20 protein-coding genes are annotated in these 25,329 nt (G+C 66.4%); 11 read left to right on the top strand and 9 right to left on the bottom strand.

What is annotated here, in order from left to right:
* Positions 1 to 25: 25 nt before the first annotated feature.
* Together ACQU6B_RS06505 and ACQU6B_RS06500 are read right to left on the bottom strand one after the other, a co-directional pair.
* Positions 26 to 868 carry an EI24 domain-containing protein gene (locus tag ACQU6B_RS06505; RefSeq protein WP_430866731.1) on the bottom strand — a complete coding sequence of 281 codons (843 nt, stop codon included), beginning with the start codon at positions 866 to 868 and terminating at the stop codon, positions 26 to 28.
* A 68-nt stretch (positions 869 to 936) separates the two neighbouring features.
* Positions 937 to 1,365 carry an OsmC family peroxiredoxin gene (locus ACQU6B_RS06500; RefSeq protein WP_430866730.1) on the bottom strand — a complete coding sequence of 143 codons (429 nt, stop codon included), beginning with the start codon at positions 1,363 to 1,365 and terminating at the stop codon, positions 937 to 939.
* Positions 1,366 to 1,446: 81 nt separating this feature from the next.
* Here ACQU6B_RS06500 and ACQU6B_RS06495 point away from each other — a divergent pair, with 81 nt between their 5' ends.
* Both ACQU6B_RS06495 and ACQU6B_RS06490 read left to right on the top strand, forming a co-directional pair.
* Complete coding sequence (locus tag ACQU6B_RS06495) at positions 1,447 to 3,042, top strand: SDR family NAD(P)-dependent oxidoreductase (protein ID WP_430869223.1); 1,596 nt, start codon at positions 1,447 to 1,449, stop codon at positions 3,040 to 3,042.
* 64 nt (positions 3,043 to 3,106) lie between these two features.
* Positions 3,107 to 3,604 (top strand): glutathione peroxidase, encoded by a 498-nt coding sequence (locus ACQU6B_RS06490; protein WP_430866729.1) that lies wholly within the window; start codon positions 3,107 to 3,109, stop codon positions 3,602 to 3,604.
* 44 nt (positions 3,605 to 3,648) lie between these two features.
* Here ACQU6B_RS06490 and ACQU6B_RS06485 read toward each other — a convergent pair whose 3' ends face one another.
* Positions 3,649 to 4,851 carry a diguanylate cyclase domain-containing protein gene (locus ACQU6B_RS06485; RefSeq protein ID WP_430866728.1) on the bottom strand — a complete coding sequence of 401 codons (1,203 nt, stop codon included), beginning with the start codon at positions 4,849 to 4,851 and terminating at the stop codon, positions 3,649 to 3,651.
* 151 nt (positions 4,852 to 5,002) lie between these two features.
* A complete protein-coding gene (locus ACQU6B_RS06480; protein WP_430866727.1) occupies positions 5,003 to 5,509 on the bottom strand; it encodes an NUDIX domain-containing protein in 507 nt (168 codons plus the stop codon).
* Between the two features lie 84 nt (positions 5,510 to 5,593).
* Here ACQU6B_RS06480 and ACQU6B_RS06475 point away from each other — a divergent pair, with 84 nt between their 5' ends.
* Entirely contained in the window at positions 5,594 to 7,399 is a 1,806-nt protein-coding gene (locus tag ACQU6B_RS06475) for a DEAD/DEAH box helicase (protein WP_430866726.1), read from the top strand.
* A 71-nt stretch (positions 7,400 to 7,470) separates the two neighbouring features.
* Here ACQU6B_RS06475 and ACQU6B_RS06470 read toward each other — a convergent pair whose 3' ends face one another.
* Both ACQU6B_RS06470 and ACQU6B_RS06465 read right to left on the bottom strand, forming a co-directional pair.
* Positions 7,471 to 9,420, bottom strand: coding sequence for an acyl-CoA dehydrogenase (locus ACQU6B_RS06470; protein ID WP_430866725.1), 1,950 nt, complete (start codon positions 9,418 to 9,420; stop codon positions 7,471 to 7,473).
* A 23-nt stretch (positions 9,421 to 9,443) separates the two neighbouring features.
* Positions 9,444 to 10,067 carry a TetR/AcrR family transcriptional regulator gene (locus ACQU6B_RS06465; protein ID WP_430866724.1) on the bottom strand — a complete coding sequence of 208 codons (624 nt, stop codon included), beginning with the start codon at positions 10,065 to 10,067 and terminating at the stop codon, positions 9,444 to 9,446.
* A 97-nt stretch (positions 10,068 to 10,164) separates the two neighbouring features.
* Here ACQU6B_RS06465 and ACQU6B_RS06460 point away from each other — a divergent pair, with 97 nt between their 5' ends.
* From ACQU6B_RS06460 to ACQU6B_RS06445, 4 genes are read left to right on the top strand one after another with little or no spacing between them, the layout of a single operon-like run.
* The gene (locus ACQU6B_RS06460) at positions 10,165 to 11,436 is read left to right on the top strand and encodes an acetyl-CoA C-acetyltransferase (protein ID WP_430866723.1); all 1,272 of its coding nucleotides are present in this window, start codon (positions 10,165 to 10,167) and stop codon (positions 11,434 to 11,436) included.
* Positions 11,436 to 12,785, top strand: coding sequence for a 3-oxoacyl-ACP reductase (locus ACQU6B_RS06455; RefSeq protein WP_430866722.1), 1,350 nt, complete (start codon positions 11,436 to 11,438; stop codon positions 12,783 to 12,785). Before ACQU6B_RS06460 ends, ACQU6B_RS06455 begins: the two co-directional genes overlap by 1 nt.
* A 38-nt stretch (positions 12,786 to 12,823) precedes the next feature.
* A complete protein-coding gene (locus tag ACQU6B_RS06450; RefSeq protein ID WP_430866721.1) occupies positions 12,824 to 13,648 on the top strand; it encodes a MaoC/PaaZ C-terminal domain-containing protein in 825 nt (274 codons plus the stop codon).
* Positions 13,649 to 13,708: 60 nt separating this feature from the next.
* Positions 13,709 to 15,451 (top strand): AMP-binding protein, encoded by a 1,743-nt coding sequence (locus ACQU6B_RS06445; protein ID WP_430866720.1) that lies wholly within the window; start codon positions 13,709 to 13,711, stop codon positions 15,449 to 15,451.
* 5 nt (positions 15,452 to 15,456) lie between these two features.
* Here the strand turns inward: ACQU6B_RS06445 and ACQU6B_RS06440 are convergent, their stop codons facing one another.
* Complete coding sequence (locus ACQU6B_RS06440; RefSeq protein WP_430866719.1) at positions 15,457 to 16,716, bottom strand: MFS transporter; 1,260 nt, start codon at positions 16,714 to 16,716, stop codon at positions 15,457 to 15,459.
* A gap of 216 nt (positions 16,717 to 16,932) precedes the next feature.
* Here ACQU6B_RS06440 and ACQU6B_RS06435 point away from each other — a divergent pair, with 216 nt between their 5' ends.
* Both ACQU6B_RS06435 and ACQU6B_RS06430 read left to right on the top strand, forming a co-directional pair.
* Positions 16,933 to 17,853, top strand: coding sequence for a phosphodiester glycosidase family protein (locus tag ACQU6B_RS06435; RefSeq protein WP_430866718.1), 921 nt, complete (start codon positions 16,933 to 16,935; stop codon positions 17,851 to 17,853).
* Between the two features lie 3 nt (positions 17,854 to 17,856).
* Positions 17,857 to 18,906, top strand: a complete 1,050-nt coding sequence (locus tag ACQU6B_RS06430; protein WP_430866717.1) for a GtrA family protein — start codon at positions 17,857 to 17,859, stop codon at positions 18,904 to 18,906.
* Between the two features lie 12 nt (positions 18,907 to 18,918).
* Here ACQU6B_RS06430 and ACQU6B_RS06425 read toward each other — a convergent pair whose 3' ends face one another.
* Positions 18,919 to 19,533 carry a YitT family protein gene (locus ACQU6B_RS06425; RefSeq protein ID WP_430866716.1) on the bottom strand — a complete coding sequence of 205 codons (615 nt, stop codon included), beginning with the start codon at positions 19,531 to 19,533 and terminating at the stop codon, positions 18,919 to 18,921.
* A 52-nt stretch (positions 19,534 to 19,585) separates the two neighbouring features.
* Positions 19,586 to 23,002 (bottom strand): proline dehydrogenase family protein, encoded by a 3,417-nt coding sequence (locus tag ACQU6B_RS06420; protein ID WP_430866715.1) that lies wholly within the window; start codon positions 23,000 to 23,002, stop codon positions 19,586 to 19,588.
* A 65-nt stretch (positions 23,003 to 23,067) separates the two neighbouring features.
* On the opposite strand from ACQU6B_RS06420, the gene ACQU6B_RS06415 reads away from it, so the two are divergent.
* Positions 23,068 to 23,979: a LysR family transcriptional regulator gene (locus tag ACQU6B_RS06415; protein ID WP_430866714.1), complete on the top strand. Its 912-nt coding sequence runs from the start codon at positions 23,068 to 23,070 to the stop codon at positions 23,977 to 23,979.
* Positions 23,980 to 24,089: 110 nt separating this feature from the next.
* Positions 24,090 to 25,211: a magnesium and cobalt transport protein CorA gene (locus ACQU6B_RS06410; protein ID WP_430866713.1), complete on the top strand. Its 1,122-nt coding sequence runs from the start codon at positions 24,090 to 24,092 to the stop codon at positions 25,209 to 25,211.
* Positions 25,212 to 25,329: the final 118 nt, after the last annotated feature.

Here is a 25,329-nt window from a genome sequence, read left to right as displayed (position 1 = left end):
TGTGCGCAGTCTAGAAGCGCGCAGCCTAGGCTTGCGCCGCGCATGACTCGGGCAGCCGCGGAGGCCCCGCTCGGTCGGCCTCGCCGAGGAGTCGCCGGGTAAGCAGCGTGGCGCCCACGGTCGCTGCGGGCATGGTCGCCACCGCACCCAAGGGCAGGAGGAACAGCAGAAACACGGTGACTCCGAAGCCGGCCGACACCGAACGTTGGCTGGCGAGCTGGCGGCGTCGTTCGCGCAGGGTGACGGTTCCCCGGCGCGAAAGCGAATAGGACGTGAGTTCCAGGGTGACCAGCCACCCGCCAAAAACGGCGCCCGTCGTGAAGGCAACGGCGGTGCCGACCACCGGCACGAGCCCCAGGATGAACAGCGAGGACGCGACCAGCAACGCCAGCGCGAGCAGTCGCGCCGCCTCCGCGAGGCCACGCAGCAGGCCGCGCACCCAAGACTCCTCCGCCACCGCCGTCGGGGCGCCCAACTCGGCGTCCACCTCGCGGGAAATGCGTTCAAAGAACGGCTGCCCCACCAACAGGGTGAGCGCCGTAAAACTGTAGACGGCGATCAACAAGGTCCCGGCGATCAGGCCGATCGCTATGACCACCCACAGCACCGTCGCGAGAGGGCCCGTCACCCCCGAGGCGACGCGTTCCAGAATCCAGGTGGCGGCATCCCCGAGGTTGTAGGAGAAAACCACTACCGCCGTCGCGACGAGTAGCACGGAAACCACGCCTGGCAGCAGCCCCCAGCCCATCAGGCGGGGGCTGCGCGACCAAGCTCGGAAGCCGCGCAGGACGTAGGAGGCACCCAGGAAGAATCCGGACGCCCCCGACTTGCTCAAGCCTCTGCGCACGTATCCGGCGGATTTGGTCACCGCGTCTCCACTAGCCATCGCATCAACTTAGCCGACAGTCTCGGGAAGGTGCCGTCCGCCCAGAGCCGCTAGTTGAGCGTGACGCTTGCCAGCGTGATCTCGATGCCCGAGAGCGCCTGGGATACGGGGCAGTTCGCCTTCGCGTCCTCAGCGAACTTCGCGAACTCATCGGCACTCAGCCCGGGGACGGTCGCCACGACCGTAATGGCGCTGGACTTCACTCCCTCGCCAGGAACGAAGTCGACCTGCGCGTCGACGGACAGCTCCGACGGTGCGGTGCCGTTCTCGCCCAGCGCGTGCGAGAGCGCCATGGCGTAGCAGGAGGAATGGGCGGCGGCCAGCAATTCCTCGGGGGTAACTGCGCCTGCGCCACCGGCGGAACGCGCGTTCCAGTTGATGTCGAAGTCGGCGGCGTTGGACGACGCCAGCGTTGTGTGGCCGGATCCGGTGGGGAGGTCTCCCGACCAGGTGGTGTGTGACTTGCTTGAGACTGCCATGTGCACTCCTTCTATTGTGGTGAATGTAGGCTCTGGCACGTGCCCAAAGACCTTAACGAATCTAACAACGACGCCGCCGTAATCGTTCCCGCGGAGGCCGCCGATGCTGACAACGGTATCGACCCGGACGATCTGGCGACGACCCTGCGGGTGCTGGCCGCCCTCAACGAGGTAGACGAAGAGCACGCGGATTTCATTGCCGTACGCCACGCCACTGCCCGCATGATCAAGGCCGTGAAGCAGGCGCGCCGCAGCGAGAAGCGGGCCTCCATTGCCGAGGCAGACCGTGCGGTAGTCGCGAGCACCGCCACCGGCGCCGCGGACCGGATCGACGACGAGACGCGCGGACTCACGCTGACGGCGAGTGCGCAGGCGGCCACGGCGGGGACGTTCACCAAGGCGCGCCCGTGCTACATCTGCAAGCAGAAGTACAGCACGGTCGACGCGTTCTATCACCAGCTCTGCCCCGCGTGCGCATCCCTGGGGCACGCCAAGCGTGGCGCTCGCACCGACCTGCGCGGCAAGCGCGCGTTGCTGACCGGCGGCAGAGCCAAGATCGGCATGCACATCGCGCTGCGCCTCCTCAGGGACGGCGCCCACACCACCATCACCACCCGCTTCCCGCGCGACGCGGTGCGCCGCTTCGCCGCAATGGACGATGCCGGGGACTGGTTACACCGCCTCACCGTCGTCGGAATCGACTTGCGTGACCCGTCCCAAGTGGTGTCGCTCGCCGACTCCGTGGCGGCCGAGGGTCCCCTAGACATCCTGATCAACAACGCCGCCCAGACGGTGCGCCGCTCCCCCGGCTCGTACGCACCGCTGGCCGAGGCCGAGTCCGTGCCGGTCGAGGACAACCTCTGGCCTGAGGGCCGCGGGCCCGCGATGCTCACGTTTGGCCACGCGACCGACGTCCACCCCCACGCGCTGCAGCAATCAGTGACCGCGCACCCATTGCTTGCCTCCGCCCACTCCGCGGAGGTGGGCCACGCCGCGGGGAGCAGCGAGGTGGCGGACCAGGCTCGCCGCGACACTGCCGCGGACGCCGCCATCGCCTCGGAGAATGCGCGACGCCTCACGTCGCTCGCACTCGCGCCCGGATCCTCCTCTCTCGAGAAACTAGCTGACGGTAGCGCCATCGACGCGGGAGGGCTCGTCCCCGACCTGCACGACGTGAACTCCTGGGTGCAGGCGGTGGGAGACGTTGACGCGCTCGAACTGCTCGAGGTCCAGCTCTGCAACAGCACCGCGCCTTTCATCCTGATCAACCGACTGCGCACGCAGCTCGCGGCAGGTGCCCGCGGCGCGGCCGCGGAGGGCTCGGGCCGCAGCTACGTGGTGAACGTCTCCGCGATGGAGGGCGTGTTCACCCGCGGCTACAAGGGTCCCGGCCACCCGCACACCAACATGGCGAAGGCTGCCGTCAACATGCTGACCCGAACCAGCGCTCGCGAGATGTTCGAGTCGGACCACATTCTGATGACCAGCGTCGACACGGGCTGGATCACCGACGAGCGCCCCCACCCCACCAAGGTCCGCCTCGCCGAGGAGGGTTTCCACGCTCCGCTCGACCTTGTCGATGGTGCCGCGCGGGTGTACGACCCGGTGGTGCGGGGCGAGGCCGGCGAGGACCTCTTCGGGGTCTTCCTGAAGGACTACGCTCCTTCCTCCTGGTAGTGCGAATCCTGCGCCGCATCGTCGGGTGGGGAACACATCGTCTCCGATGGCTGTTGACCAAGCCATGACTAGCAACGCGGCGCTCGACTCAATCGAGATCACGACCATCGACGGCACCAAGACCACTGTCGGCGCCTACTCGGACAAGGCGCTGATGATCGTCAACGTCGCCTCGCGGTGCGGGCTCGCGCCCCAGTACGAGCAGCTGGAGCAGTTGCAAAAAACCTACGGCGATCGCGGCTTTACCGTGCTCGGCTTTCCGAGTAATCAGTTCATGCAGGAGCTGGGCTCCGCGGACGCCATTCAGGAGTATTGCTCGCGAACCTGGGGCGTGACCTTTCCGATGTTCGAGACAATCCGAGTCAACGGTCGACACCGCCACCCGCTCTATGCGGAACTCACGTCACATGCCGACGCGGACGGCAAGGCTGGACGCATTAAGTGGAACTTCGAGAAGTTCGTGGTGGGTACGGACGGCGCAGTTACCCGCTTCCGCCCCACCACCAAGCCCGACTCCCCGGAGGTCATCGCGGCGATTGAGGCAGCACTTCCTGCTACCTAGGAGAAGGCCCTAGGCTACGAGCTCCGCGACGCTGAGGGCGCCGATCAGTCTTCTAGGGCCGCGGTGGACAGGGGAACCATGTCAACAACTACGCGGTCTCGTCCGGCCGCTTTCGCCTGGTACATCGCCGCATCGGCCCTCGCGAGGGAGCGTTCAACGGGCACGCCACCCACGGCCACCGACACGCCGAAACTCACCGTCGGCACGGTGATGCCGCTGCGCAGCGCCGATGCCGCAAAACTATCGCCCAAATCACTCAAGCGCTCCGACACGTCGCTCGTGGAGGTTTCGCACAGGAGGAGAGCAAATTCCTCTCCCCCCAGCCGGCCCGCGAGTTCGCCGTCGTCGAGCGACTCGGTGACGGCGGCGGCAAATACCTCGAGCGCTCGGTCGCCGGCCGCGTGACCGTGCTGGTCGTTGATGTCCTTGAAGTGATCGAGGTCCGCGACTACAAAGAGCCGCTCCTGGCCCGAGGAACACGGCTTCGCGATGGCGGTGGAGACGCGTTCGAAGAAGGCCGTGCGCGCCAGGAGCCCGGTGAGGTCGTCGAGCGCCACGCGGCGGCGTAGTTCGCGCGTCTGTTCGTCGTAACCCAGAGCCGCCACCGAGAACGTGACCGCGACCAGTGTGATGAGCAGCACCACCGTGGCGGGGCCGCTACCAACCGTCGTGGTGAAGACACTACTTTCGTGTCCTGCCACCACGTAGAGCACTGCTCGCCAGGTATAGAACACAGCCAGCAGTGTCGACGCGAGCGCGCTCACCATGAGCGCGACGCGCGCCTCGCCATCGTGAACCCACTGCGGCGACTGCCGGCGCTCTCGCCACGCGAGCCAGATGTCCCGCGCGCCGAGCGAGAAGAACAGCGCCATCACGACGAAGAGCAGGCCGTTCCCCGCCCAGTCATTGGTGGCTGGATCGTCAAGCAGAGCCGCGACGGCCACTATTGCCGGAGCGCCGTACATCACCCATGGCACAGGCGGCAGGGAGCGCAGCGACCTGGTCGCGAACCACACACAGATCACGCCGATCGTCGAGACCAGGCTGGACATCGGGTTCGCGAGGACCTGCCAATCGGTCCCGTTCAGCAGCAAAAGCGCGGGGCTGACGGCCGAGCACAGCAGCGCCAGCGACCACCACCCGGCGAATGGTGACTTGGTGGGCCGGTACACGCCGACGTAGAACAGCACGAGCACCACGACCGAGAGTGCGCCCAGCGCGAATCGCAGAGTCTCGATATTGAACACCCATCGACCCTACCGGCACGAAACGATACGACAGAACGAAGGGCTGCGGGTGTCTCTCAACTGGTTTTCCTGCGATGTCCTCCCACGTCTCCGTGCAGGGGAGGAAAACAGGCACACGATGACGAGCGACCACGTCGGCTCAACCGCCGGGCTATTCTCGGTCGGCTTCCTCTGCGGAGCCGGAAATCATCTCGCGCAGGCCCGGCCACGCCTTCGCGAAACCGGGGTGGAGATCGAGACTGGCAACCTCATCCACCGGCACCCAGGCAAGCGCGAGGCTTTCCTCGTCGCCCGCCACGGGCTCGAAGGGCTGCTCCACCCGGGCGATCACGGTCGTATACGTCCAGACGCCACGGTCGAGCACCGTCGTGGCAAACGGGCGAACGGCATTCGGGGGAACACCCGCCTCTTCGTGGGCTTCGCGGAGCGCTGCGGTGATCGCGTCCTCGTCCAGATGCCGGGCGCCGCCGGGCAGTCCCCAGGTGCCGCCGTGATGGCTCCACAACGCGCGATGCTGCATCAGCACGCCACGCGAGGGGTCCACCGCGAGTAGGCCCGCCGCGCCGAACCGGCCCCATACCTTCTCGCCAGAATCGATCACGACCCACGCGTCTCCGGGGTCGCGCCCGGGGTGCAGTGGAGGGGGAACGTCGGTCACTTCGTCAGCCTCCCACAGTTCTTTTAGCACTCCGCAACGCGCGTGCGGTGCGCCAAGGTGCTCGCGACGAACTACCGTATACCTATGCCTACTTCCGATAATCCGCCCACTGATAGCCCCCTAGAGTCGCACGACGCAGTCACCTTTGCCGATCTCGGCCTAGGCGACGCCGTCCTCAAGGCCCTCAAGGGTGTCGGATACGAGACCCCATCGGCCATTCAGGCCTCCACCATTCCGCACCTGCTCGAGGGCCGCGACGTCATCGGACTCGCGCAGACCGGCACCGGCAAGACCGCAGCCTTCGCGTTGCCCATCCTCGACCGGCTAGACCGCTCGCAGAAGAATCCGCAGGCGCTCGTGTTGGCACCCACTCGCGAGCTTGCACTCCAGGTATGTGAGGCGTTCGAGACCTACGCGGGCCACAGCGCCGGCGTGCACATCCTCCCCGTCTACGGCGGCCAGGGCTACGGAGTCCAGCTCTCCGCGCTGCGTCGCGGCGTCCACATCATTGTCGGTACGCCAGGTCGCATCATGGATCACCTCGACAAGGGCACTCTCGACCTTTCCGAGTTGAAGTACCTAGTTCTCGACGAGGCAGACGAGATGCTCAAGATGGGCTTCGCGGAGGACGTTGAGACGATTCTGGCATCCACCCCCGACGACAAGCAGGTGGCGCTCTTCTCCGCGACCATGCCGGCGCAGATCCGCCGACTGTCGTCCAAGTACCTGAATAACCCGGCCGAAGTCACGATCAAGGAGAAGACCACCACCTCCGCGAACATCACCCAGCGGTACCTGATCGTGGGCTTCCCGCAGAAAGTCGACGCGCTGACACGCATCCTCGAGGTGGAAAACTTCGAGGGAATGATCGTGTTCACCCGGACCAAGAACGACACCGTGGTCGTCGCCGAGAAACTGCGCGCCCGTGGCTACGCTGCTGCTGCCATCAACGGCGACATCGTCCAGGCTCAGCGCGAGAAGACCATCAAGCAGCTCAAGGACGGCAAGCTCGACATCTTGGTGGCGACCGACGTTGCCGCCCGCGGGCTCGATGTGGATCGAATCAGCCACGTCGTGAACTTCGACCTTCCCATCGACACCCAGTCCTACGTGCACCGCGTGGGTCGTACGGGTCGCGCCGGGCGCACGGGTGCCGCCATCAGTTTTGTGACTCCTCGCGAGCGTCGCATGCTGAGCTCCATCGAGCGAGCCACGCGTCAACCGCTCACTCAGATGCACCTGCCCACGGCCGAGGACGTCAATGCGACAAGGCTCACGCGATTCGACGACTCCATCTCCGCCGCGCTGCTCCTGCAGGATCGCATCTCCAAGTTCCGCGACATCATCGATCACTACGTCGAACACCACGACGTGCCGGAGGCGGACGTCGCCGCCGCGCTTGCCGTGATGGCCCAGGGAGATACTCCCCTGCTCATCGACCCCGCCGCCGAGCCGCGCAAGCAGGAGTTTGATCAGCGCGCAGTCGGCAAGGGCAACGCGCGCGACTCAGGTCCCAGCACTGGTCGTAGCTCGCGCGGCAACGACCGCAGTTCCGCATCGGGCCCCATGGCGACCTACCGCATCGCGGTAGGCAAGCGTCACAAGGTGGAGCCCCGGCAGATCGTGGGTGCCATCGCCAACGAGGGTGGCCTGGGCCGCGGAGACTTTGGCGCGATCAAGATCCACCCGAACTTCTCGCTCGTTGAGCTTCCCTCCAACCTTTCACAGGACGCCTTTCGCAAGTTGCAGAAGACTCGCATCAGCGGGATCCTGATCGATCTCAAGCTCGACAACGGCGCGTCACCGAGGGGTGGCACGCTGTCCCGCGACGACACTGCCGGCGGCTACGACAAGCGTCCGCCTCGCAAGCCGCGGTACGACAACAACTAGCTGCGACGGCGCGCTTGGCGCGCTAGAAGTCACGATGCCCAGGGCTTAGGTGCCCTGGGCATCGTCATTTTTCAATCCTCCAGGATCGCGGCGCGTAGCCACTGCTCCGGTATCCCCATGCCCTCGACAAGTGCGAGGGCATTTGGCCGCAGGGTCCGGCACAGGTCGTTCAGCGTGCCGCCGATAGCCTTGGCGTTGGAGCCGCTGATGCGGTTGTGCTCCAGGAACCACGCGCGGTCGGTATCGATGCTGCCCAGCGCGAACAGCGTGCACAGCGTCTTCAGCACCTGCCGCGCGTCCGCGTCCTTACACGCGGCTATGCCCGCGACAAAGGCCTCCAGCGCGACGCGTTCCATGTGCGCCCTGGCCACGAACTGCACGTGATCCCCCAGCGCGTTGAACTTCTCGAATGAGTCACCCTTGCTCTGCGAGGCGGCCTTGAAACGCCGCGCGAGCGACTCAAGCGAGTGGCGCTCACGTTCCTCGAACATCAGGGCGTGCCACGAGGAATCGGTAAGGCTGGACTCCTCCGGCCTGCGCCGCGCGGATGCCGCGAGTTTGTCGAGCATGATCGACGCGGCGGTGCGTTCCATCATCGTCTCGCTGACCACCCGACCGGTCTCGCGCACTACCCCACTGCGGTCGAGCTCACCCCACGCCCGCTTGTAGTCGGACAACAACGACTTGGTCACCAGTTGCATCAGCACGGTGTTGTCGCCCTCGAACGTCGCGAACACGTCCACGTCGCTACGCAGGTCCGTGAGTCGGTTCTCGCTGAGGTAGCCGGCGCCGCCGCACGCCTCCCTGGCCTCCTGAACCGTCTCGTTCGCAAAGCGGGTGGTCACTGCCTTCAGCCCGGCCGCGCGGGACTCCAATTCCCGCTGGTCGACTTCGGTGTGCTCCCCTCCCCCCTGGATGTGAACCAACATCTCCGTCAGTTCGTTCTGGGCAAAGCCGAGTGCGTAGCTGCGCGCGATGCGGGGAAGGAGCCGGCGCTGGTGCACGAGGTAGTCAAGGAGCAGCACTCCGCCCTGCCTGCCCGCCTCCGGGAACTGGCGCCGCTTGAGCGAGTAGCGGGTCGCGATGGACAGCGCCCGGCGGGCGGCGATTCCGCCCCCGGCCGCGATGCACACGCGCCCGCGCACCAGCGTGCCAAGCATCGTAAAGAAGCGCCGGTTGGGATTGTCGATTGCCGACTGGTAGTTGCCTTGCTCGTCGACTCCGCCATAGCGGTCGAGCAGCATGCGACGCGGCACGCGGACGTGGTCGAACAGGATGGTGCCGTTGTCCACTCCGAGCAGACCGCCCTTGTGGCCCTGGTCGCCGATGCTCACGTTGGGCAGCACGTCGCCGTCATCGGACCGCAGCGGCACCAGGATGGTGTGCACGCCCTGACACACTCCCCCCACGTAGAGCTGGCCAAAGACGGCGGCCATGTGACCGTCGCGCGCCGCGTTGCCGATGTAGGCCTTGGCGGCGCTCGGGGACGGCGAGTTGACCTCGAACTCCTGGGTATCCGGCAGGTAGGTGATCGTGGTCTCGATGCTCGCCACGTCGCTGCCGTGGCCAAGTTCAGTCATGGCGAAGCCGCCGAGCAAGCGCATCGAGGTGATGTCTGGCAGGTAGGTCTCGTGGTGCCACGCCGTGCCGAGGTTGGTGACCGCGCCGCCGAATAGCCCGAACTGGACGCCGGACTTAATAGTGACGGACAGGTCGCCATGGGCGTGTAGTTCAAAGGTCATGACGGCGGAGAGTGGATCCGACACCGCGTTCGCGCCGGCTGGTACTCCCACCGAGCCCAGGCCGTTCGCGTTAAGGAACAGGAGCCTGTCAAGAGTCCACTGCCTGGATTGCTCGATGTCCGCCGCGGGATCTCTCAACAGATCGGCGGCGGGGAACGTGCTTCGGCCGGCCTCACGCGCATCGGCGAACGGGCCGTCGAGCGCACGCCGCATGGACGCCCCGAGGGTCGTGAGGCGTTCCTCGTTCTCGGTTGCCCTGGTCGTGTCGGTCAACGTCATTGTTGCTCCTTTGGGGGGGTCGCTCAGCTGGGGGTCATGGCGCTCGCGAATGCGGGCGCAAAAAGTCTCGAAACGTGGTCGACCACCTGGTCGCGCGGCTCGCGCTGACCGGACTCCATCCATCTGGCGACGACCGCGCTGATGAAGCCGACTAGGCCGTGACCCCACGTGGCCGCACACTGCGCGGACACGCCAGGGCCGTTCTCGCTTGCGACAATCACGCCGGTGACGTAGTCGCCCATGCGCACGGGCATCGAGCCCATGGGATCCCCGGCGGCGGCGCCGGGAATCGGGCCGTTCATCACGAACCGATAGATCTCGGGGTCACGCTCGACCAGGGTCAGGTACGCGTCCGACAGCACGGTCGCCAGATGGTCAAGATTGGCCGGCTCGTGAGCCGCTATCGCGGTGGTGAGGCCCTGTTCGATGTAGGCGTGCACGGACTCCACGACGGCCTCATACAGCCCGGCGCGATCGCCAAAGTGGCGGTAGAACACGGTCTTAGAGGTTCCGGCCCGCGACGCGATCTCGTCCATACCGACACCTGCGCCATTCACGCGGATGGCGCGCAAGGCATGCGACACCAATTCACGGCGGCGTGTAATGCGGTGCGCGTCCCATCGAGTATCTCGACCATCTCCAGTCATGGCTTCACCATAACCGATACCGCGAGTATCTGCTACCGTAAGTATCGGAGAAATCCTCGTGAACAGTCCCGCACCCGATTCTCAAGCCAATGGAGGCATGATGAACAGCAACGCCGTCATCGTAGGTGGAAACCGCACCCCTTTCGCGAAGGCAGGGGGACCCTACTCCCAGGCCTCGACTCACGACCTACTCACGTCAGCGATTGACGGGCTTGCTGCCCGTTACGGCCTCAGCGGGATGCGCATCGGGGAGGTAGTCGCGGGTGCAGTACTCAAGCACCCTCGCGACTTCAACCTGACCCGAGAGGCCGTCCTCAGCTCGTCCCTGGCACCCGACACCCCGGCGTGCGACCTGCAGCAGGCATGCGGGACTGGACTCGAGGCGACGATCTACATCGCCAACAAGATTTCCCTTGGGCAGATCGAGTCGGGCATCGCCGGAGGGGCTGACTCCGCATCGGACGCTCCCATCACGGTAAGCGAACCGCTGCGCAGGACGTTGCTCGCAGCCAATGCTGCTCGATCGACTTCCGCACGGCTGAAGGCGCTCGCGCGCATTAGGCCAAGCCACCTCAAGCCGCTCGCGCCCTCGGTCAGCGAGCCCCGCACCGGGCTGTCCATGGGCGAGCATCAGGCGCTGACAACGGAGCGTTGGGAGATCACGCGCGAGGCGCAGGATGAACTGGCTGCGGCCTCTCACCATTCGTTGGCATCCGCCTGGGACGCAGGATTCTTCGACGACCTGGTCACTCCCTACCTCGGGGTCGCACGCGACGCCATCCTCCGCCCCGACACCTCCGTTGAGAAGCTCGCCAAACTCAAGCCCGCCTTCGGCGGACCCCACGGCACCATGACGGCCGGCAACTCCACCGCTCTCTCCGACGGTGCTGCCGCAGTGCTGCTCGGCAGCGAGCAGTGGGCCAGGGACAACCACCTCCCGGTGCTCGCGCGATTCGTCGATGCGAATGTGGCCGCGATCGATCACCCCGGCGGAGGCGACCTACTGCTCGCGCCAGTGGCGGCGACCGGCCGGATGCTCGAACGCAACGGGTTGACCCTGGACGACTTCGACTTGGTAGAGATTCACGAGGCCTTCGCCTCGACCGTGCTCGCGACCCTGTCCGCATGGGAGTCGGACGAGTACTGCCGAGGAGTCGGCTTACGGGGCCCCATCGGCACGCTCGACCGGGCACGGCTCAACACGACGGGCTCATCGCTCGCCGTGGGCCACCCCTTCGCCGCCACCGGTGCCCGCATCGTTCCCACCCTCGCCAAGTCCCTCCACGACCTAGGACCGGGAAGCCGCGGCCTGATCTCCGTGTGCGCCGCCGGCGGACTCGGCGTCGTCGCGATCCTGGAGGCAGTGTGATGGGCGCTCTCGAGAAGATCTTCTACTCCCCCGTCGGCCACGCCGTCGCCAACCGCGCCGGCCTCGCCGATCCTCCCAAGCTTCGTCGCGGCCGCACGTGGACCAAGGGCGCCGTCGTGCTAGCGCCCATCGGCTCGTCGACCCTCGCGGAGGAGACGCTCGCGTTACTGGGGCTGCAGACTTCGGCGCCGATCGTCGACGTGCCGGCCGCCTCACCCCCTGGTTACGGTTCACGCATTGGCGCGCTCGTCGTCGACGCGACCGACCTGTCGACCATTACGCAACTCGAGAACCTACGGGCGGTACTACGGCCCGCCATTCGGGCGCTCGAGGGCTCCGGGCGAATCGTGATCATCGCGCGCGAATCTGGCGGAGGGTGGGAGTCAAAGTCAGTGGCGCGCGCCCTCGACGGCATCAATCGGACCGTGGGCAAGGAACTTCGTCGCGGCGCGACGTCGAACCTGATCTACGTGGCCGCGGACGCCGCCCCCAGCGACCTGGTGTCGACGCTCGGCTTCCTCCTGCAGGGACGCTCAGCCTTCGTCGACGGGCAATCTTGGCACGTGGCCACGGCGGGCGGCTCGGTGGAGCAGCTCGACGACCAACCCTTGCTGGGCAAAGTGATCGTGGTGACGGGAGCCGCCCGTGGCATCGGAGCGTCAATCGCCCGGACCCTCGCGCGCGACGGGGCGAGCATCGTGGCGGTCGACATCCCCGCCGCTGGTGAGGGGCTCGCCGAGGTCGCCAACGAGGTGGGGGGCACGGCCCTGCAACTGGACATCACCGCGCCCGATGCGGGCACCGTCGTGGCGGAGCACGTGGCGCGCAGAGGCGAGCGAATCTACGGCGTGGTGCACTGCGCGGGAATCACCCGCGACAAGATGCTGGTGAACACCGACGCGGATCGCTGGGGGTCCGTGCTCGACGTCAATCTGGCCGCGCAGATCCGCATGAACGAGGCGCTGCTCGATCCCGACGTGGCGGGCTCCGTCATGGACGGTGGGCGGATTGTGGGCATCGCATCCACCTCCGGGCTCGCCGGGAACAAGGGCCAGACCAACTATGCGGCGTCCAAGGCCGGCGTCGCCGGGCTGGTCGAGGCGATGGCGCCGGACCTCGCGGCGCGATCCATCACGGCTAACGCGGTGGCCCCGGGCTTCATCGAGACCGCCATGACCGCCAGGATTCCGTTCGTGCAACGGGAGATCTTCCGTCGCACCAATTCGCTCAGCCAGGGTGGCCAGCCGGAGGACGTAGCCGAGACCATCGGCTACCTGCTCGACCCGGCGTCTGCTGGGGTGAATGGGCAGGTCGTGCGCGTGTGCGGCCAGAATTTGGTGGGCGCCTGATGGTCAGGCCGGAGGAGATTCTCGACCACACCCCCCACATGGGACCCGTGTTCGCGCGCGCCCTGGTTCCCCGCCGCACAACGACGGCCCGCATCCCGGAGCAGGTGGCAGTCCTCGAGGATCAACACCAGCCCCTCCCGCGACTAGCGCAGTACAACCGGGTCTGCGGATTCACGCTCAGGGACTCAGTGCCCCCCACCTGGATCCACGTGCTCACCTTCCCGCTGCACGTTCATCTCCTGGGCGCGCCGGAGTCCTCCATCAGACTCGTTGGCGCGGTGCACGTCAGCAACTCGATGACGCTGCACCGCCCCGTGGGAGTCGGCGAGCGGCTGCAGCTACGCGTGCACGTAGAGAACCTGCGAGCCCACAAGCGCGGCGCGCTGATCGACCTGGTGGGCGAGGCTCGGGTCGACGGCGAGACAGTATGGGACGGCTCCAGCACCTACCTCGCGACGGGCATGGCCGCCCCCGGTGAGCCGGAACAGGCCGAACGCCCCGCCTTCGAGCCCGTCACTCCCCAGGCCAAATGGCGGCTTCCCACGGACCTCGGGCGGCGCTATCGGGAGGTCTCGCACGACCCCAACCCCATTCACACCAGCAGGGTGGCCGCTAGGGCGTTTGGCTTCGCGCGCCCGCTCATTCACGGGATGTGGACTCACGCGCGCGCGTTGGCCGCGCTCGAAGGGCGGGTGGCGGGCTCCTATTCCACGTCGGTAAACTTCCTCCGGCCCATCATGCTGCCCGGCACCGTTGGGTTTTCCGCAATACCGACTACGGACGGCTATCAGGCGGCGGTTACCTCGCGCGACGGAGCCAAAGCTCATCTCTTGATGGGCGTCACCCGCGCGCCGCAGTTGTAACTATGGCCTCCGCTACCCCATCATTGTTGCCAGACGCGCACCCCATCAAAGAGGATGACCATGACGACGAACGCAGACAGCCACCTTCCCTCCGCTGACCCGGTAGGGGGCGAGGACCGCCCGTGGTTCAAGTTCTACCCCGATGCCGTCCCCACGCAGATTCCTGCCGTGGTGGAACACTCCCTGAGCGACATGGTCCGCAACGCCGCGGCGAACCACGGCGATAACATCGCATTCTCCAACCTGGGCGGCAGCCTGACCTTCAACGAGGTGGACCGCCTCGCTACCGACTTCGCGGCGTTCCTGCAAAATGACTTCGGCCTCGAAAAGGGCGACCGCATCGTCATTCAGATGCCCAATTTGCTGCAGTTCCCGGTCGCGTTCTATGGAGCGTTGCGCGCGGGCCTGATCGTCGTTAATGCGAACCCGCTGTACACGGTCAGCGAGCTCCGGGAGACCCTGCAGGACTCCAAGCCTCGCGCGATTGTGGTGATGTCCAACTTCGCGCACAAGGTCGAAGAACTTCTGCCAGGGTCGACGCTCGAGCACGTGGTGATCACGGACGCGGGCGACATGTTGTCGCAGCCCAAGCGCAGCCTCATCAACTTTGCCGCGGACAAGATCAAGCACATGGTCCCCAAGTTCTCGATCCCCGAAGCGGTCCCCTTCCGTGCCGCCCTCAAGCGCGGATCCGAGGCGACGTGGAAGGATCCCGAGCTGGCTCAGAGCGACGTAGCGCTGCTTCAGTACACCGGCGGAACAACCGGCGGTTCGAAGGCCGCGATGCTGTCCCACTGGAATCTGCTCAACAATCAGGAGCAGTTCATGGGCCAAATCCGCAACACCCTGGGCGAGGACCGCCAGCACGTCGTCATCGCGGCCCTCCCGCTTTATCACGTGTTCGCGCTCACTGTGAATGCCATCGGGTTCTTCCGGTTCGGATCCCATAACGTCCTCATCACCAACCCGAGGGACATGCCCGGGTTCGTCAAGACCATTCACAAATCCAACCCCGACGGGATCATGCTGGTCAGCACGCTCGCCGCGGCCCTCATGGACGACCCCAACTTCGCTAAGACCGCCCACAGCGGCCTGCAAATCACCGTCGCGGGCGGAATGGCGCTGCGGTCGTCGGTAGCCGACAGGTGGCGCGAGATGACCGGTAAGGACATCACTGAGGGCTACGGGCTGACAGAGGCCTCTCCCGTGGTGGCCGTTAACCCGACTCACATCGCTCCCCGCCAGGGCACCATCGGCATCCCCCTGCCGTCCACAGACGTCCGCATCGTGGGCGAGGACCACATGGATGTGGCTCTGGGCGAGCCGGGAGAGCTTGCGGTGAAGGGCCCGCAGGTCATGCGCGGCTATTGGAACAACCCCGAAGAGTCCGCGAACGTGCTTCTTGACGGCGGCTGGCTGCTGACCGGAGACATCGCGACCATGGACGAGGACGGGTTCCTGCGGATCGTCGACCGCAAGAAGGAGATCATCCTGGTCTCCGGCTTTAACGTCTTCCCCGGCGAGATCGAGGATGCGGCGATGTTGCACCCTAAGGTCAAGGAGGCCGGCGCCACCGGTGTGCCGAGCGAGAGCTCAGGCGAGGCCCCCAAGCTCTACGTGGTCAAGCGGGACGAGACCCTCACCGAGGGCGAGCTCCGCGAGTACCTGAAGACCCGCCTGGCGGGCTACAAGCGCCCGCGAGACATCGTCTTTGTGGCGGATCTTCCCAAGACGAACGTGGGCAAGGTGCTTCGTCGTGCGCTCAAGGAACTCGACGCGGACATCTCGACCGCGGGCGAGTAACCGAGCTAGGCGCTCGCGCCCATCTGCGCGTCCGCGCTTTCTTCTACCAGGTGAGGCTTGGTTGGCATAGGTGCGTTGCGAGTAATCGCCCAGCCGGCAAGCGCGCACGCGGCGCCGGGAAGGATGAGGGCGAGCCCTATCCACGTTGGTGCGAGGTAGCCCCAGCCAGCGGCGATCACGACGCCGCCTAGGAAGGCCCCCAGGCTGTTGCCGAGGTTGAGCGAGGAGTGGTTGACCGCAGCCGCGATGGTTTGGCTCTCCCCCGCCACGTCCATAAGTCGAGTCTGAATGGCCGGCGACAGCGCGGCGGCGGCGGCGCCCACCAGGAACAGTCCGATCAGCAGGCCAGTCACCCCGTGTACCAACACGATCAGCAGGACCATGGCTATGGCAAAGGCGCCGAACAGGATGAACACCGCACGCATGGCGCCGCTGTCCGCAAGCCGCCCTCCCACGAGGTTTCCGGAGGTCATTCCGAGGCCCAGGACGACCAGCGCCAACGGAACAAACGACTCGCTGGTGCCCGTGATCTCGGTCGCGAGCGGCGCCACGTAACTGTAAACGGCAAAGAATCCGCCGAAGCCGAGCGCACCAGTGAGCAGCGCGAGCCAGACCGCGGGGCGCTTGAACGCTCCGAGCTCACGGCGCACGGTCGCGTCAGGGTCACCCTCCTGCCACGGGAGGAAGGCGACAATCGCGAGCGTTGCGAGGGCAAACAGTCCCGCGACCGCGAGGTAGGCAATTCGCCAGCCAGTCTGCTGACCAAGGAACGTGATCGCGGGCACCCCGATGACGCTGGCGATGGTCAAGCCCGACAACACGAAGGCCACCGCCTGACCGCGCTTGCCCGGACCCATGATCTTCGCCGCCACCAGCGCCGCCACTCCGAAGTAGGCACCGTGCGGGAGCCCTGCTAGGAAGCGGGCTACCAGGACCGTCTCGAAGGTGGGCGCCAACGCGGAAGCCACCGTCGCGACCGTGAAGGCAATCGCGAGCACCGTGAGCAGCGTCTTGCGCGGGAAGCGCGCGGCGAAGGCGGCGATGGTCGGCGCGCCCACGACGACGCCGAGGGCGTACGCGGTAATCACCGCTCCGGCCTTCGCGATCGCCGCAGCCGGGTCTACCGCGTCGAGCTCCGGCAGCAGGTCGGCCGCGATGTTGGGAAGCAGCCCCATCGCCACGAACTCCGTGGTGCCGATGCCGAATCCCCCGAGTGCGAGGGCCGTAAGAGCGAGCCGGGCACGAGCCGGACTAAGAGTGGACATGCGGCACCGATCTAAATGAAGGACACAGAAGGACAACGCGCGACGGTGGGCGATCCCACCTTACCGCGCTTACCAAGTGGTAGGTAATGCGCGCCGAGGCCGATTCCCAGCAAGCCCCCAGAAACGTCCGGGCCAAATCCGAGTTTCGCTTCATAGATTCGCAATGTGACCTTACAAATTGCTTACGAACCTCGGCCCCCGAACCGGCGACGGCGTGTGCGGCGAATCCTCCTCACGGGTCTGCTCGGGTTCACTATTCTGGTGGGCGGACCGACGCTCTGGGCGCTCGACCGCTATGTGTTCGAGCACGTGGAGGTGTCAAACGCCTCCTCGTACGAGGCCGCGCTCGCGTCGGCGTCAGTGTCCGACTCCGCCGCGGTGCCGGACCCGGCAGGCAGTGACGACGCCACGGCCGCACCCGCCGCGGACATCACCATTGCCGAACACACCTTCGGCTCGGGCGCGGACGAGGCGACCTACTTTGTGGCCGATGCTCAATTCACGGACATCACTCAGCTGAAGTCCGCTTTCGCCCAGGATTCGTTCGGGCTTAACATCACGCAGTTCCCGTCCGAGATCGCGTCCGAGGTGGGCGCGGCCTTCGCGATCAACGGCGATTACTACGGCTTCCGCGACACGGGCATAGCGATCCGCAACGGGGTCGCTTATCGAGATGAAGGCGCGCGCACTGGCGCGGTGATCTATTCCGACGGCTCGATGGATATCTACGACGAGACCGCCACCAGCGCCGACGCGCTGCTCGCCGATGGCGCCTGGCAGACTCTCTCGTTCGGCCCGGCGCTGGTCTCAGACGGCGCGATCGTGGAGGGCATCGACCAGGTCGAGATTGACACCAACATCGGCAACCACTCGATCCAAGGCGACCAGCCCCGTACGGCAATCGGAATGATCGCTCCCCACCACTACGTCTTCGTCGTGGTCGATGGGCGCTCAAGCGATAGCGCGGGCGTCACGCTGCCCGAACTCGCCCAGATCATGCAGGACCTAGGCGCCACCGAGGCGTACAACCTTGACGGCGGGGGTTCGTCGGCGATGGTGAGCGACGGCGAGTTGGTCAACGACCCACTTGGCTCGGGACAAGAACGTGGCGTCTCCGACATTCTCTGGGTGGGCTGACTGATGTGGGTGCTCATCCCGTCGTTCGAGCCCGACAGCAGGTTGGTTGAGCTGGTGCGTGACCTTAGCCCGCATTGCCCAGTGTTGGTGGTCGACGACGGCTCCGGGCCCTCCTACGGGGATGTGTTTGGTGAGGTAGCGGCACTTGGTGCCGTGGTCGTGGCGCGACGGGTCAATCTTGGAAAGGGAGACGCGCTACGCCTAGGCTTCTCCTGGTTGCAACGGGAGGCGCCGAACGACTCGGTGGTGTGCGCGGACAGCGACGGGCAGCATCGGGTAGCCGACATCCTGAAGGTCGGCGCGCAACTCATGCAGCGCGCCCAGTTGGGCGCCCCGGACGCGGTGGTGCTGGGCGCGCGAGCCTTCGTTGGGGCCGTGCCGCTGCGCTCTCGCGTAGGCAATCTCGCCACGACCGCGCTGGTCAGCTCGGCCGTAGGGAGGCGCATTACGGACACTCAGACGGGGCTGCGCGGGTACCCCGCATCATTGGTCGGCTGGGCGAGCCAGGTGCAGGGCGAGCGCTTCGCCTATGAGTTGCGTTTGCTGCTCGAGGCCTCCCGCCAGGACGTGCCCATGGTCGAGGTTCCCATCGAAACCGTCTACCTGGACGAGAACAGCTCCTCGCACTTCCGGCCCGTCACTGACTCGCTGCTGGTCCTCGCTCCCCTACTGCTGTTTGCGGGTTCCTCACTCGCGGCCTTCGCGATCGACACGGTGGCGCTCCTCGCGCTGAACGCGCTCACCGGGTCCCTGGGCGTCTCGGTGGTGGGGGCGCGGCTGCTGAGTTCGTCGGCCAATTTTGGGATGAACCGCGGCGCGGTCTTCCGTACGCGGGGAAGATTGCTCCCGCAGGTGGCCGGCTATGTGGCCCTCGCGGCGGTGATCCTGGGCGCAAGCTACGCCGGCCTGCTGCTGCTCACGGGAATCGGGATGGCGCTACTGCCCGCCAAGATCATCACCGACCTGGCCCTTTGGGTGGTTTCCTACGCGGTGCAACGGCGGGTGGTGTTCTCCCCCACACGCGCCGCTGCCGACGTCCCCGTCCACGCCTGACGTGGCCAAGTACTAGCCGAAGTAGCGACCCGGCCGGTGATTGATCGCCAGGATCAGATTGAGCAGCACGGCACCCACGATCGAGCAGAACAGAATGAAGGGCGGCACGATCATCAGCGAGGCGAGAACCACGACCACATCGAAGGCGCCCTGCGTATACCCCGCGCGAATGCCGCGGGTGGCCTGGAGATACGCCGCCAGGATTCCAAAGCCTCCCGCCGAGCCCCCGTGCCGGAAGATCATGATCATGCCGACGCCCACCGCAAGTCCCGCGAACATTGCCGCATACAGAGGACCTATCGAGCTGACGTCGAGGTAGTAGGCGTGCACCACGGAGAACGCGGAGATCAGCACCACTGTGATGATCGTCTTAGCGGTGAACATCCAGCCCATCCGCACAATGGACAGCGCAAAGAAGGGCAGGTTGAGGATCAAGAACAACAGACCGAAGGACCAGTTGGTCCAGTAACTCCCTAGGATGGCGACGCCCGCAATACCGCCTGACACGCCGCCTATTTGGCTCAGCAGGAACAGCCCGAACGACATCAGGAAGGCCCCGCTTGGGATCGCGAGGGCGTCCTCCCAGAGGGCGTGCTTCTCCGCGACCGGCGGGTCGACTACGGACACGGGTGGGCCTCTCGTTTGCTCAACTTCTCACGGCTAGTGGCCACACCCTACGCTAGCCGCGGGCGATCAGCTCATCCCCCACGGAGTCGGCTGGCGCGAACGGAGTGCCGTAGCGGTGGGCCGTCATGGAGATGGCCTGCTCGCGCAGGAACGGAATCATCTCCAGTTCTGCGTTCGCGCTCACTGGAGTGTCGAACACCGCCACATCGGGACGTCCGCGCAGCTCCGGCTCAACCGCTCCAACGGTGCGGACGCGCCCACCTGGAACCTCCGCCACCCGGGCGGCGAGCGTCGAGGCGTCCTCGACGCGCATCTCAAGGCCCGCGAGAGTAAGGGCCGCGAGTACGGCTGCGGGCAGTTCGAGTGCGCACGACACCTCGGTCGCGACGCGGGCGGCCACGGCTGCGGCGGCGACGCGGGCGAGTTGGGCGACATCTTCGCCGTCCCACCGAATCACCGTGGGCGCGGGCCGGTAGCGCAGCACGTTGCGCTCGCTGGTCAGCCCCGTGGGGTCGTGGCCGACTCCGAACCGGTTGGTCCACGCCGCGGCATCGAGTTGGGCGGCGCGAAGGACCCACGGCTGTCCGGCCAGGTCGACGAGCGGTGCCACCGCGGGATCAACGGCAACGTCGACTGCCGGTTCGGGCTCCCGCGGGATCCACCCGGTAAGAGTCTGCACGTAGTGGGGGCCGCCTGCCTTGACGGTGGGACCGACGACGGAGCGCTTCCAACCGCCAAAGGGCTGGCGCTGAACGATGGCGCCGGTGGTGCCGCGGTTCACGTACAGGTTCCCGGCGTGGATTCCCTCCATCCAACGGCGGATCTCGCCCTCGTCGAGGGTGTGGATTCCGGATGTCAGGCCGTAGTCGATCTGGTTGACCAGCGCGATGGCCTCCTCAAGGCTGCTGGCCCTCATCATCCCGAGAACCGGGCCGAAGCACTCGACGGTGTGCATGAATGACCCCGGCTCGACCCACCCGCGGACCCCTGGGCTCCACAGCGCGTCTCCGAGCCTGCGGGGCTCGACCCACCACTGCTCGTCGCCGTCGAGCTCCGAGAGCCCGCGCAACAGCTTGTCCGCTGGCTCGCTTATGACGGGGCCCATCTGCGCTGTGATGTCCGTGGCGTGCGCGACGTGCAGCGACTCGACCGCATCGAGTAACTGGTCGTGGAAGCGGCGCGACTCGGCCACCGAACCCACCAGAATGGCGACCGACGCCGCGGAGCACTTTTGGCCCGCGTGGCCGAACGCGGAAGACACCAGATCCTTCACCGCGAGGTCGAGATCCGCGCTGGGCGTGACGATGAGCACGTTCTTGCCCGACGTCTCCGCGTGTAGCCGCATGCCCGGGCGCTTGGCGAGGAACATCTCCGCCGTCTCGAACCCGCCGGTCAGAATGACCTGGTCGATGCGCTCGTCGGTGAGCAGGTTGTCTCCCACCTTGCGGGTATTGATAGTCATCAGCGTGACTAGGTCTTCCGGCACTCCGGCTGCCCACATCGCCTCGGCGAGGACAGCTCCGCAGCGCCTGGCCTCCCGGGCCGGCTTGAGGATGACGGCCGAACCCGCCGCGAGCGACGCCAGCACGGAACCCGCCGGGATTGCCACGGGAAAGTTCCACGGCGGCGTGACGAGCGTGAGCGCGCGGGGTACGGGCCGGGCGCCCTCCAGCGATTCCAGCTCCCGCGCACGGGCCGCGTAGTAGCGGGCAAAGTCGATGGCCTCGGACACCTCGGGGTCCGACTGGTCTAGGGTCTTGCCCGCCTCCGAGGCCATCACCTCCATCAGGAGGTGACGGTGCAGCTCGAGCTGATCCGCGATGCGCTCGAGCACCTCGGCCCGCTCCGCCGGCGGCACCTTGCCCCACCGTAGCCCCGCCTCCCGGGCAGCCCCGATGACTTTGCTGAGCGGCTCGGGCGCGTCGTAGTGACGCGCCGAGAGGGCGTCCTGACCCGCCTTAGAGCTGATCGCGAGAGAAAGAATCTCGCGGCCCGACTGCCGCACCGAGGCGCGGGCTGGGTCCTGGTCCGGTACGTTGACGAAGCCGGCGTGGGCCGCCGGGCGCGGGTCGATGTCTCGGTACGTCGACACCGGCTGTGCCTTGAGCGAGGCGGAGTAGGAGGCTCGGAAGGCGCGCTCCTCACGGTCAAAGTGGTCCTTACTGGTGTTGAGTGTGGCCAGGCGCGACAAGAAGTTCTGCGGGTTGGCTACCTCCTCAAGCCTGCGTACGAGGTAGGCCAGGGCCACGTCGAAGTCACGGGGATCCACCACGGGCGTGTAGAGGCGCAGCGTGCCGATGTCTGCGCTGACGGCTTCGGCGACGTGCTCGCCCATGCCCAGCAGCATCTCGAACTGCACGTCGTCCATGACGCCGCGGGTGGCCGCGCGGTCCCAGGCGAGGGCGATGTCGAAGAGGTTGTGTCCGGCGACGCCCACCTTGAGGGTCCGCGTTCGCTCTGGCGTGAGGGCGCGGTCTAGCAGCCGCTTGTACTGCGCGTCGGAGTCCGACTTTGTGCCCCACGTCGCTAGCGGCCAGTCACGGATCTCGCACTCGACCCTCTCCATGGACAGGTTCGCGCCCTTGACTATCCGAACCCGCAATGGGGCGCCGCCGTCAGCCACCCGCCGGTCCGCGAGCGACTGAACCCGCTCGAGCGCGGCTCCTGACTCCGGCAGGTAGGCCTGGATGACGATTCCCGCGCTCAGAGTAGAAAATTCGGGCAGGGCCATCAGCTTCTCGAACACCGAGACAGTGAGGTCGAGATCGCGGTACTCCTCCATGTCGAGGTTGACGAAAGTGCGGTTGTTCTTCAAGGCGGCCGCGTAGAGCGGGGTGAGGGTGTCGACGATCGAGTCCACCGCCTCCTCAGAGGCCCACACGGAGTGCGGTGCGATGGCCGCTGACACCTTGATCGACACGTAGTCGACGTCCGGATTACGGATTAGTTCAAGCGTGGCCTCTACGCGGCGCTGCGCCTCCCGCTTGCCGAGGACAGCCTCGCCGAGGAGGTTCACGTTGAGTTGGACCCCTCCTGCGCGCAACCGTCGCAGGCTGGCGGAGAGCTTGCCTGGCCGCGCGTCGACCACCAGGTGGCCCACCAGGCCGCGGATGAACCTGCGTGCGATTCGCACGGTCAGGACCGGGGCGACGCGCGCCACGGCGGCGCCCACCTTGGTCATGAACGCCATGGGGCGCGGGAGGTGCAGCCCCGCATCCTTGCTCGCCCGGATCAACTCGCGGGCGGCTACCCGCAGGTCCTCGGGGCGGACCACGCCGTCAACTACCTCGGTCAAATACCGCAGTCCGCCCGGCGTGGCGAGCGCCCGTGCCATCAAGGCCGCGGCCGGGCGCTGCCTGCGCGAATGGGCGGCATCGAGCCACGTGTGGACCTGCGCGACGGCGGCTTCGACGTCAGAGTGAGAATGGGCTGCGGCATGCGCCAACGGCTCGACTTGGGGACTTGTCATGAACTTAGTTTCCACGAGCACTCCCCACAGCACTAGTTAAGGTTTCTTCACGTTTCCGTGCACCTGTGCTTAACTTAAGAATGCTCGACGCCAACCAGTTACGAACCCTGCGCGAATTCGCGCTGAGAGGGACCATCGCCGCGACGGCGGACGCCCTCGGCTACACGCCCTCTGCGGTCTCCCAACAGCTGTCCGCGCTAGAGCGTTCGGCCGGATCGAGCCTCACCCGGAGGGTCGGCCGCAGGCTGGTCCTGACTCCCGCGGGGGTGAGCCTCGCGGCATCGGCCGACGAGGTACTGTCGGCATTGGAGCGTGCGCAATCGGCCGTGCGAGGCGCGACGGGGAGGGCCTCGGGCACCGTGAGGCTCGCGGTGTTCCAATCGGCGGCCCTGTCGCTGCTGCCGCTGGCCCTGCAAAACGTGCGCCGCGCCGCGCCCGACCTGCGGGTGCAGGTCACGCAGAGTGAGCCCGCCCAGGCGCTCGAGGACACGTGGGCACGGGAGTTCGACCTGGTTGTTGCCGAGGAGTATCCGCATCACTCGGCGCCCCACTACGCGGGCCTGGTGCGCGACACGCTCGTCGCCGATGCCGTCAGGCTCGCCACTCCCCTCACCCACGAGGGTTCGACCATCGGCTCCTGCTCCCACCTGCCATGGGTGATGGAGCCGCGCGGCGCGGCGTCACGCCACTTCGCAGAGCAGCTGTGCCGGGTGACCGGCTTCGAGCCGGACGTGCGCTTTGAGACCGTGGACCTCCAGGCACATATCGCACTGGTGAGCGCCGGGGAGGCAGTCGCGTTTCTACCCGACCTGATGCACGCCGATGCCGCGGGGACTTTGGCGCTCCACTCGCTTCCCCAGGCGCCCGCGCGCACCGTTTTCACCGCCATGAGGGAGTCGTCGCTGGCCGACCCGGCGATACAAGTCGTCGTGTCGTCGCTAAGAGAGGCCGCGCGCCACCTGCGTGAAAATACGTAGCGAGCCACTCGCGCAACAAACGTGGGAGCCGATCATGCCCCACCTGGCGCACTCTGACGTCAGAATGAATAGGCTAGCCCCTGGTAGTCAACCGACCGGAGGTAAGGATCATGGGATCGCTACGACGCAAGCTTCACCGTCCGCACCTCACCAACGCCGGGACGCCGCGGGCCGCTAGCTCTCCCGACAGGCCCCCATCGGCCGGCGGCGCCAGGGTCGCTCGCTACGTCGTGGACGGCATCGCCTCCCGCGCCCCCGCCGGCGCCACGGTTCAGGACGCGTTGGACTTCGCTCACGCGGAACCCCAGAACCTCAGCCTCCTTCTCTACGCGGAGCCCACCGCGTCGGTCATCGAGGAACTGACCGCGGCATGGGATCTGCACCCACTGCTAGTCGAGGACCTTACCAAGGGGCGCCAGCGCCCAAAGTTCGAGCGCTACGGCGACGTGGTCTTCATAGTCGCGCGGTCGGCCTGGTACCTGGACGCCCATGAGCGCGTGGAGTTCGCCGAGTTCCACATCCTGCTGCGGCCCAACGCCGTGGTGGTGCTGTGCCAGGACGGGCTCTGGGTGGACGGAACAGACGTCGCCGCCTTCGAGCGCGAGGAGGACGTGGTGCAGATCGGCCTCGCCTGGGGCCTAATGGCCGACCAGCAGATGCTCCGGCTGGGGCCCGAGGCGGTGGCGTACAAGATGCTGGACGGCATCATCGACGGTTACGTCCCGGTACTCGAGGGCCTGGACGTGGACAAAGACCAGATTGAACGGCAGGTGTTCAGCGGTGACGCCGCGGCCGCCGAGCGCATCTATCGGCTAAGCCAGGAGGTCATCGACCTCAAGCAGGCGTCGGCGTCGCTGACGGGTGTTGTCAACGCCTTCTCCACCGGCTTTGAACGGTTCGGGCTATCCGAGGAGCTTCGCGCTTACGTCGCCGACCTTTCCGACCACCTCACTCGCATCAACGCCGAGATCGTCGAGCTACGCGACGCGCTCACTCAAATCCTGGCCGTTAACGCGACGCTCGTGGGCCAGCGGCAGAACGAGGATATGAAGACGATCTCAGGATGGGCCGCCATCTTCATCGTCCCCACCCTCATCGCAGCCATCTACGGCATGAACTTTGTGGGGATGCCGGGCCTGAATCTGACGTGGGGCTACCCTGCGGCGTTACTGATGATGGTCGTGTTCTCGAGCCTTCTCTACTGGTTCTTCAAGCGCAAGAAGTGGATGTAGGGCACTACCCTTACACCGCCCAGGGAACAATTCGGGCGGCCGAGCCGTTGAAGCAGTGTCGCACTCGTTCTTGAAATATCGGGCCTCGCCAATTTGGCGCGGGCCTGGTTTCATTTTC

Source organism: Demequina aurantiaca (genome assembly GCF_050598105.1).
Lineage (GTDB): Bacteria > Actinomycetota > Actinomycetes > Actinomycetales > Demequinaceae > Demequina > Demequina aurantiaca_A.
Note: the sequence above shows the minus strand (reverse complement) of the source record. Positions and strands in the feature narration are given on the sequence as shown.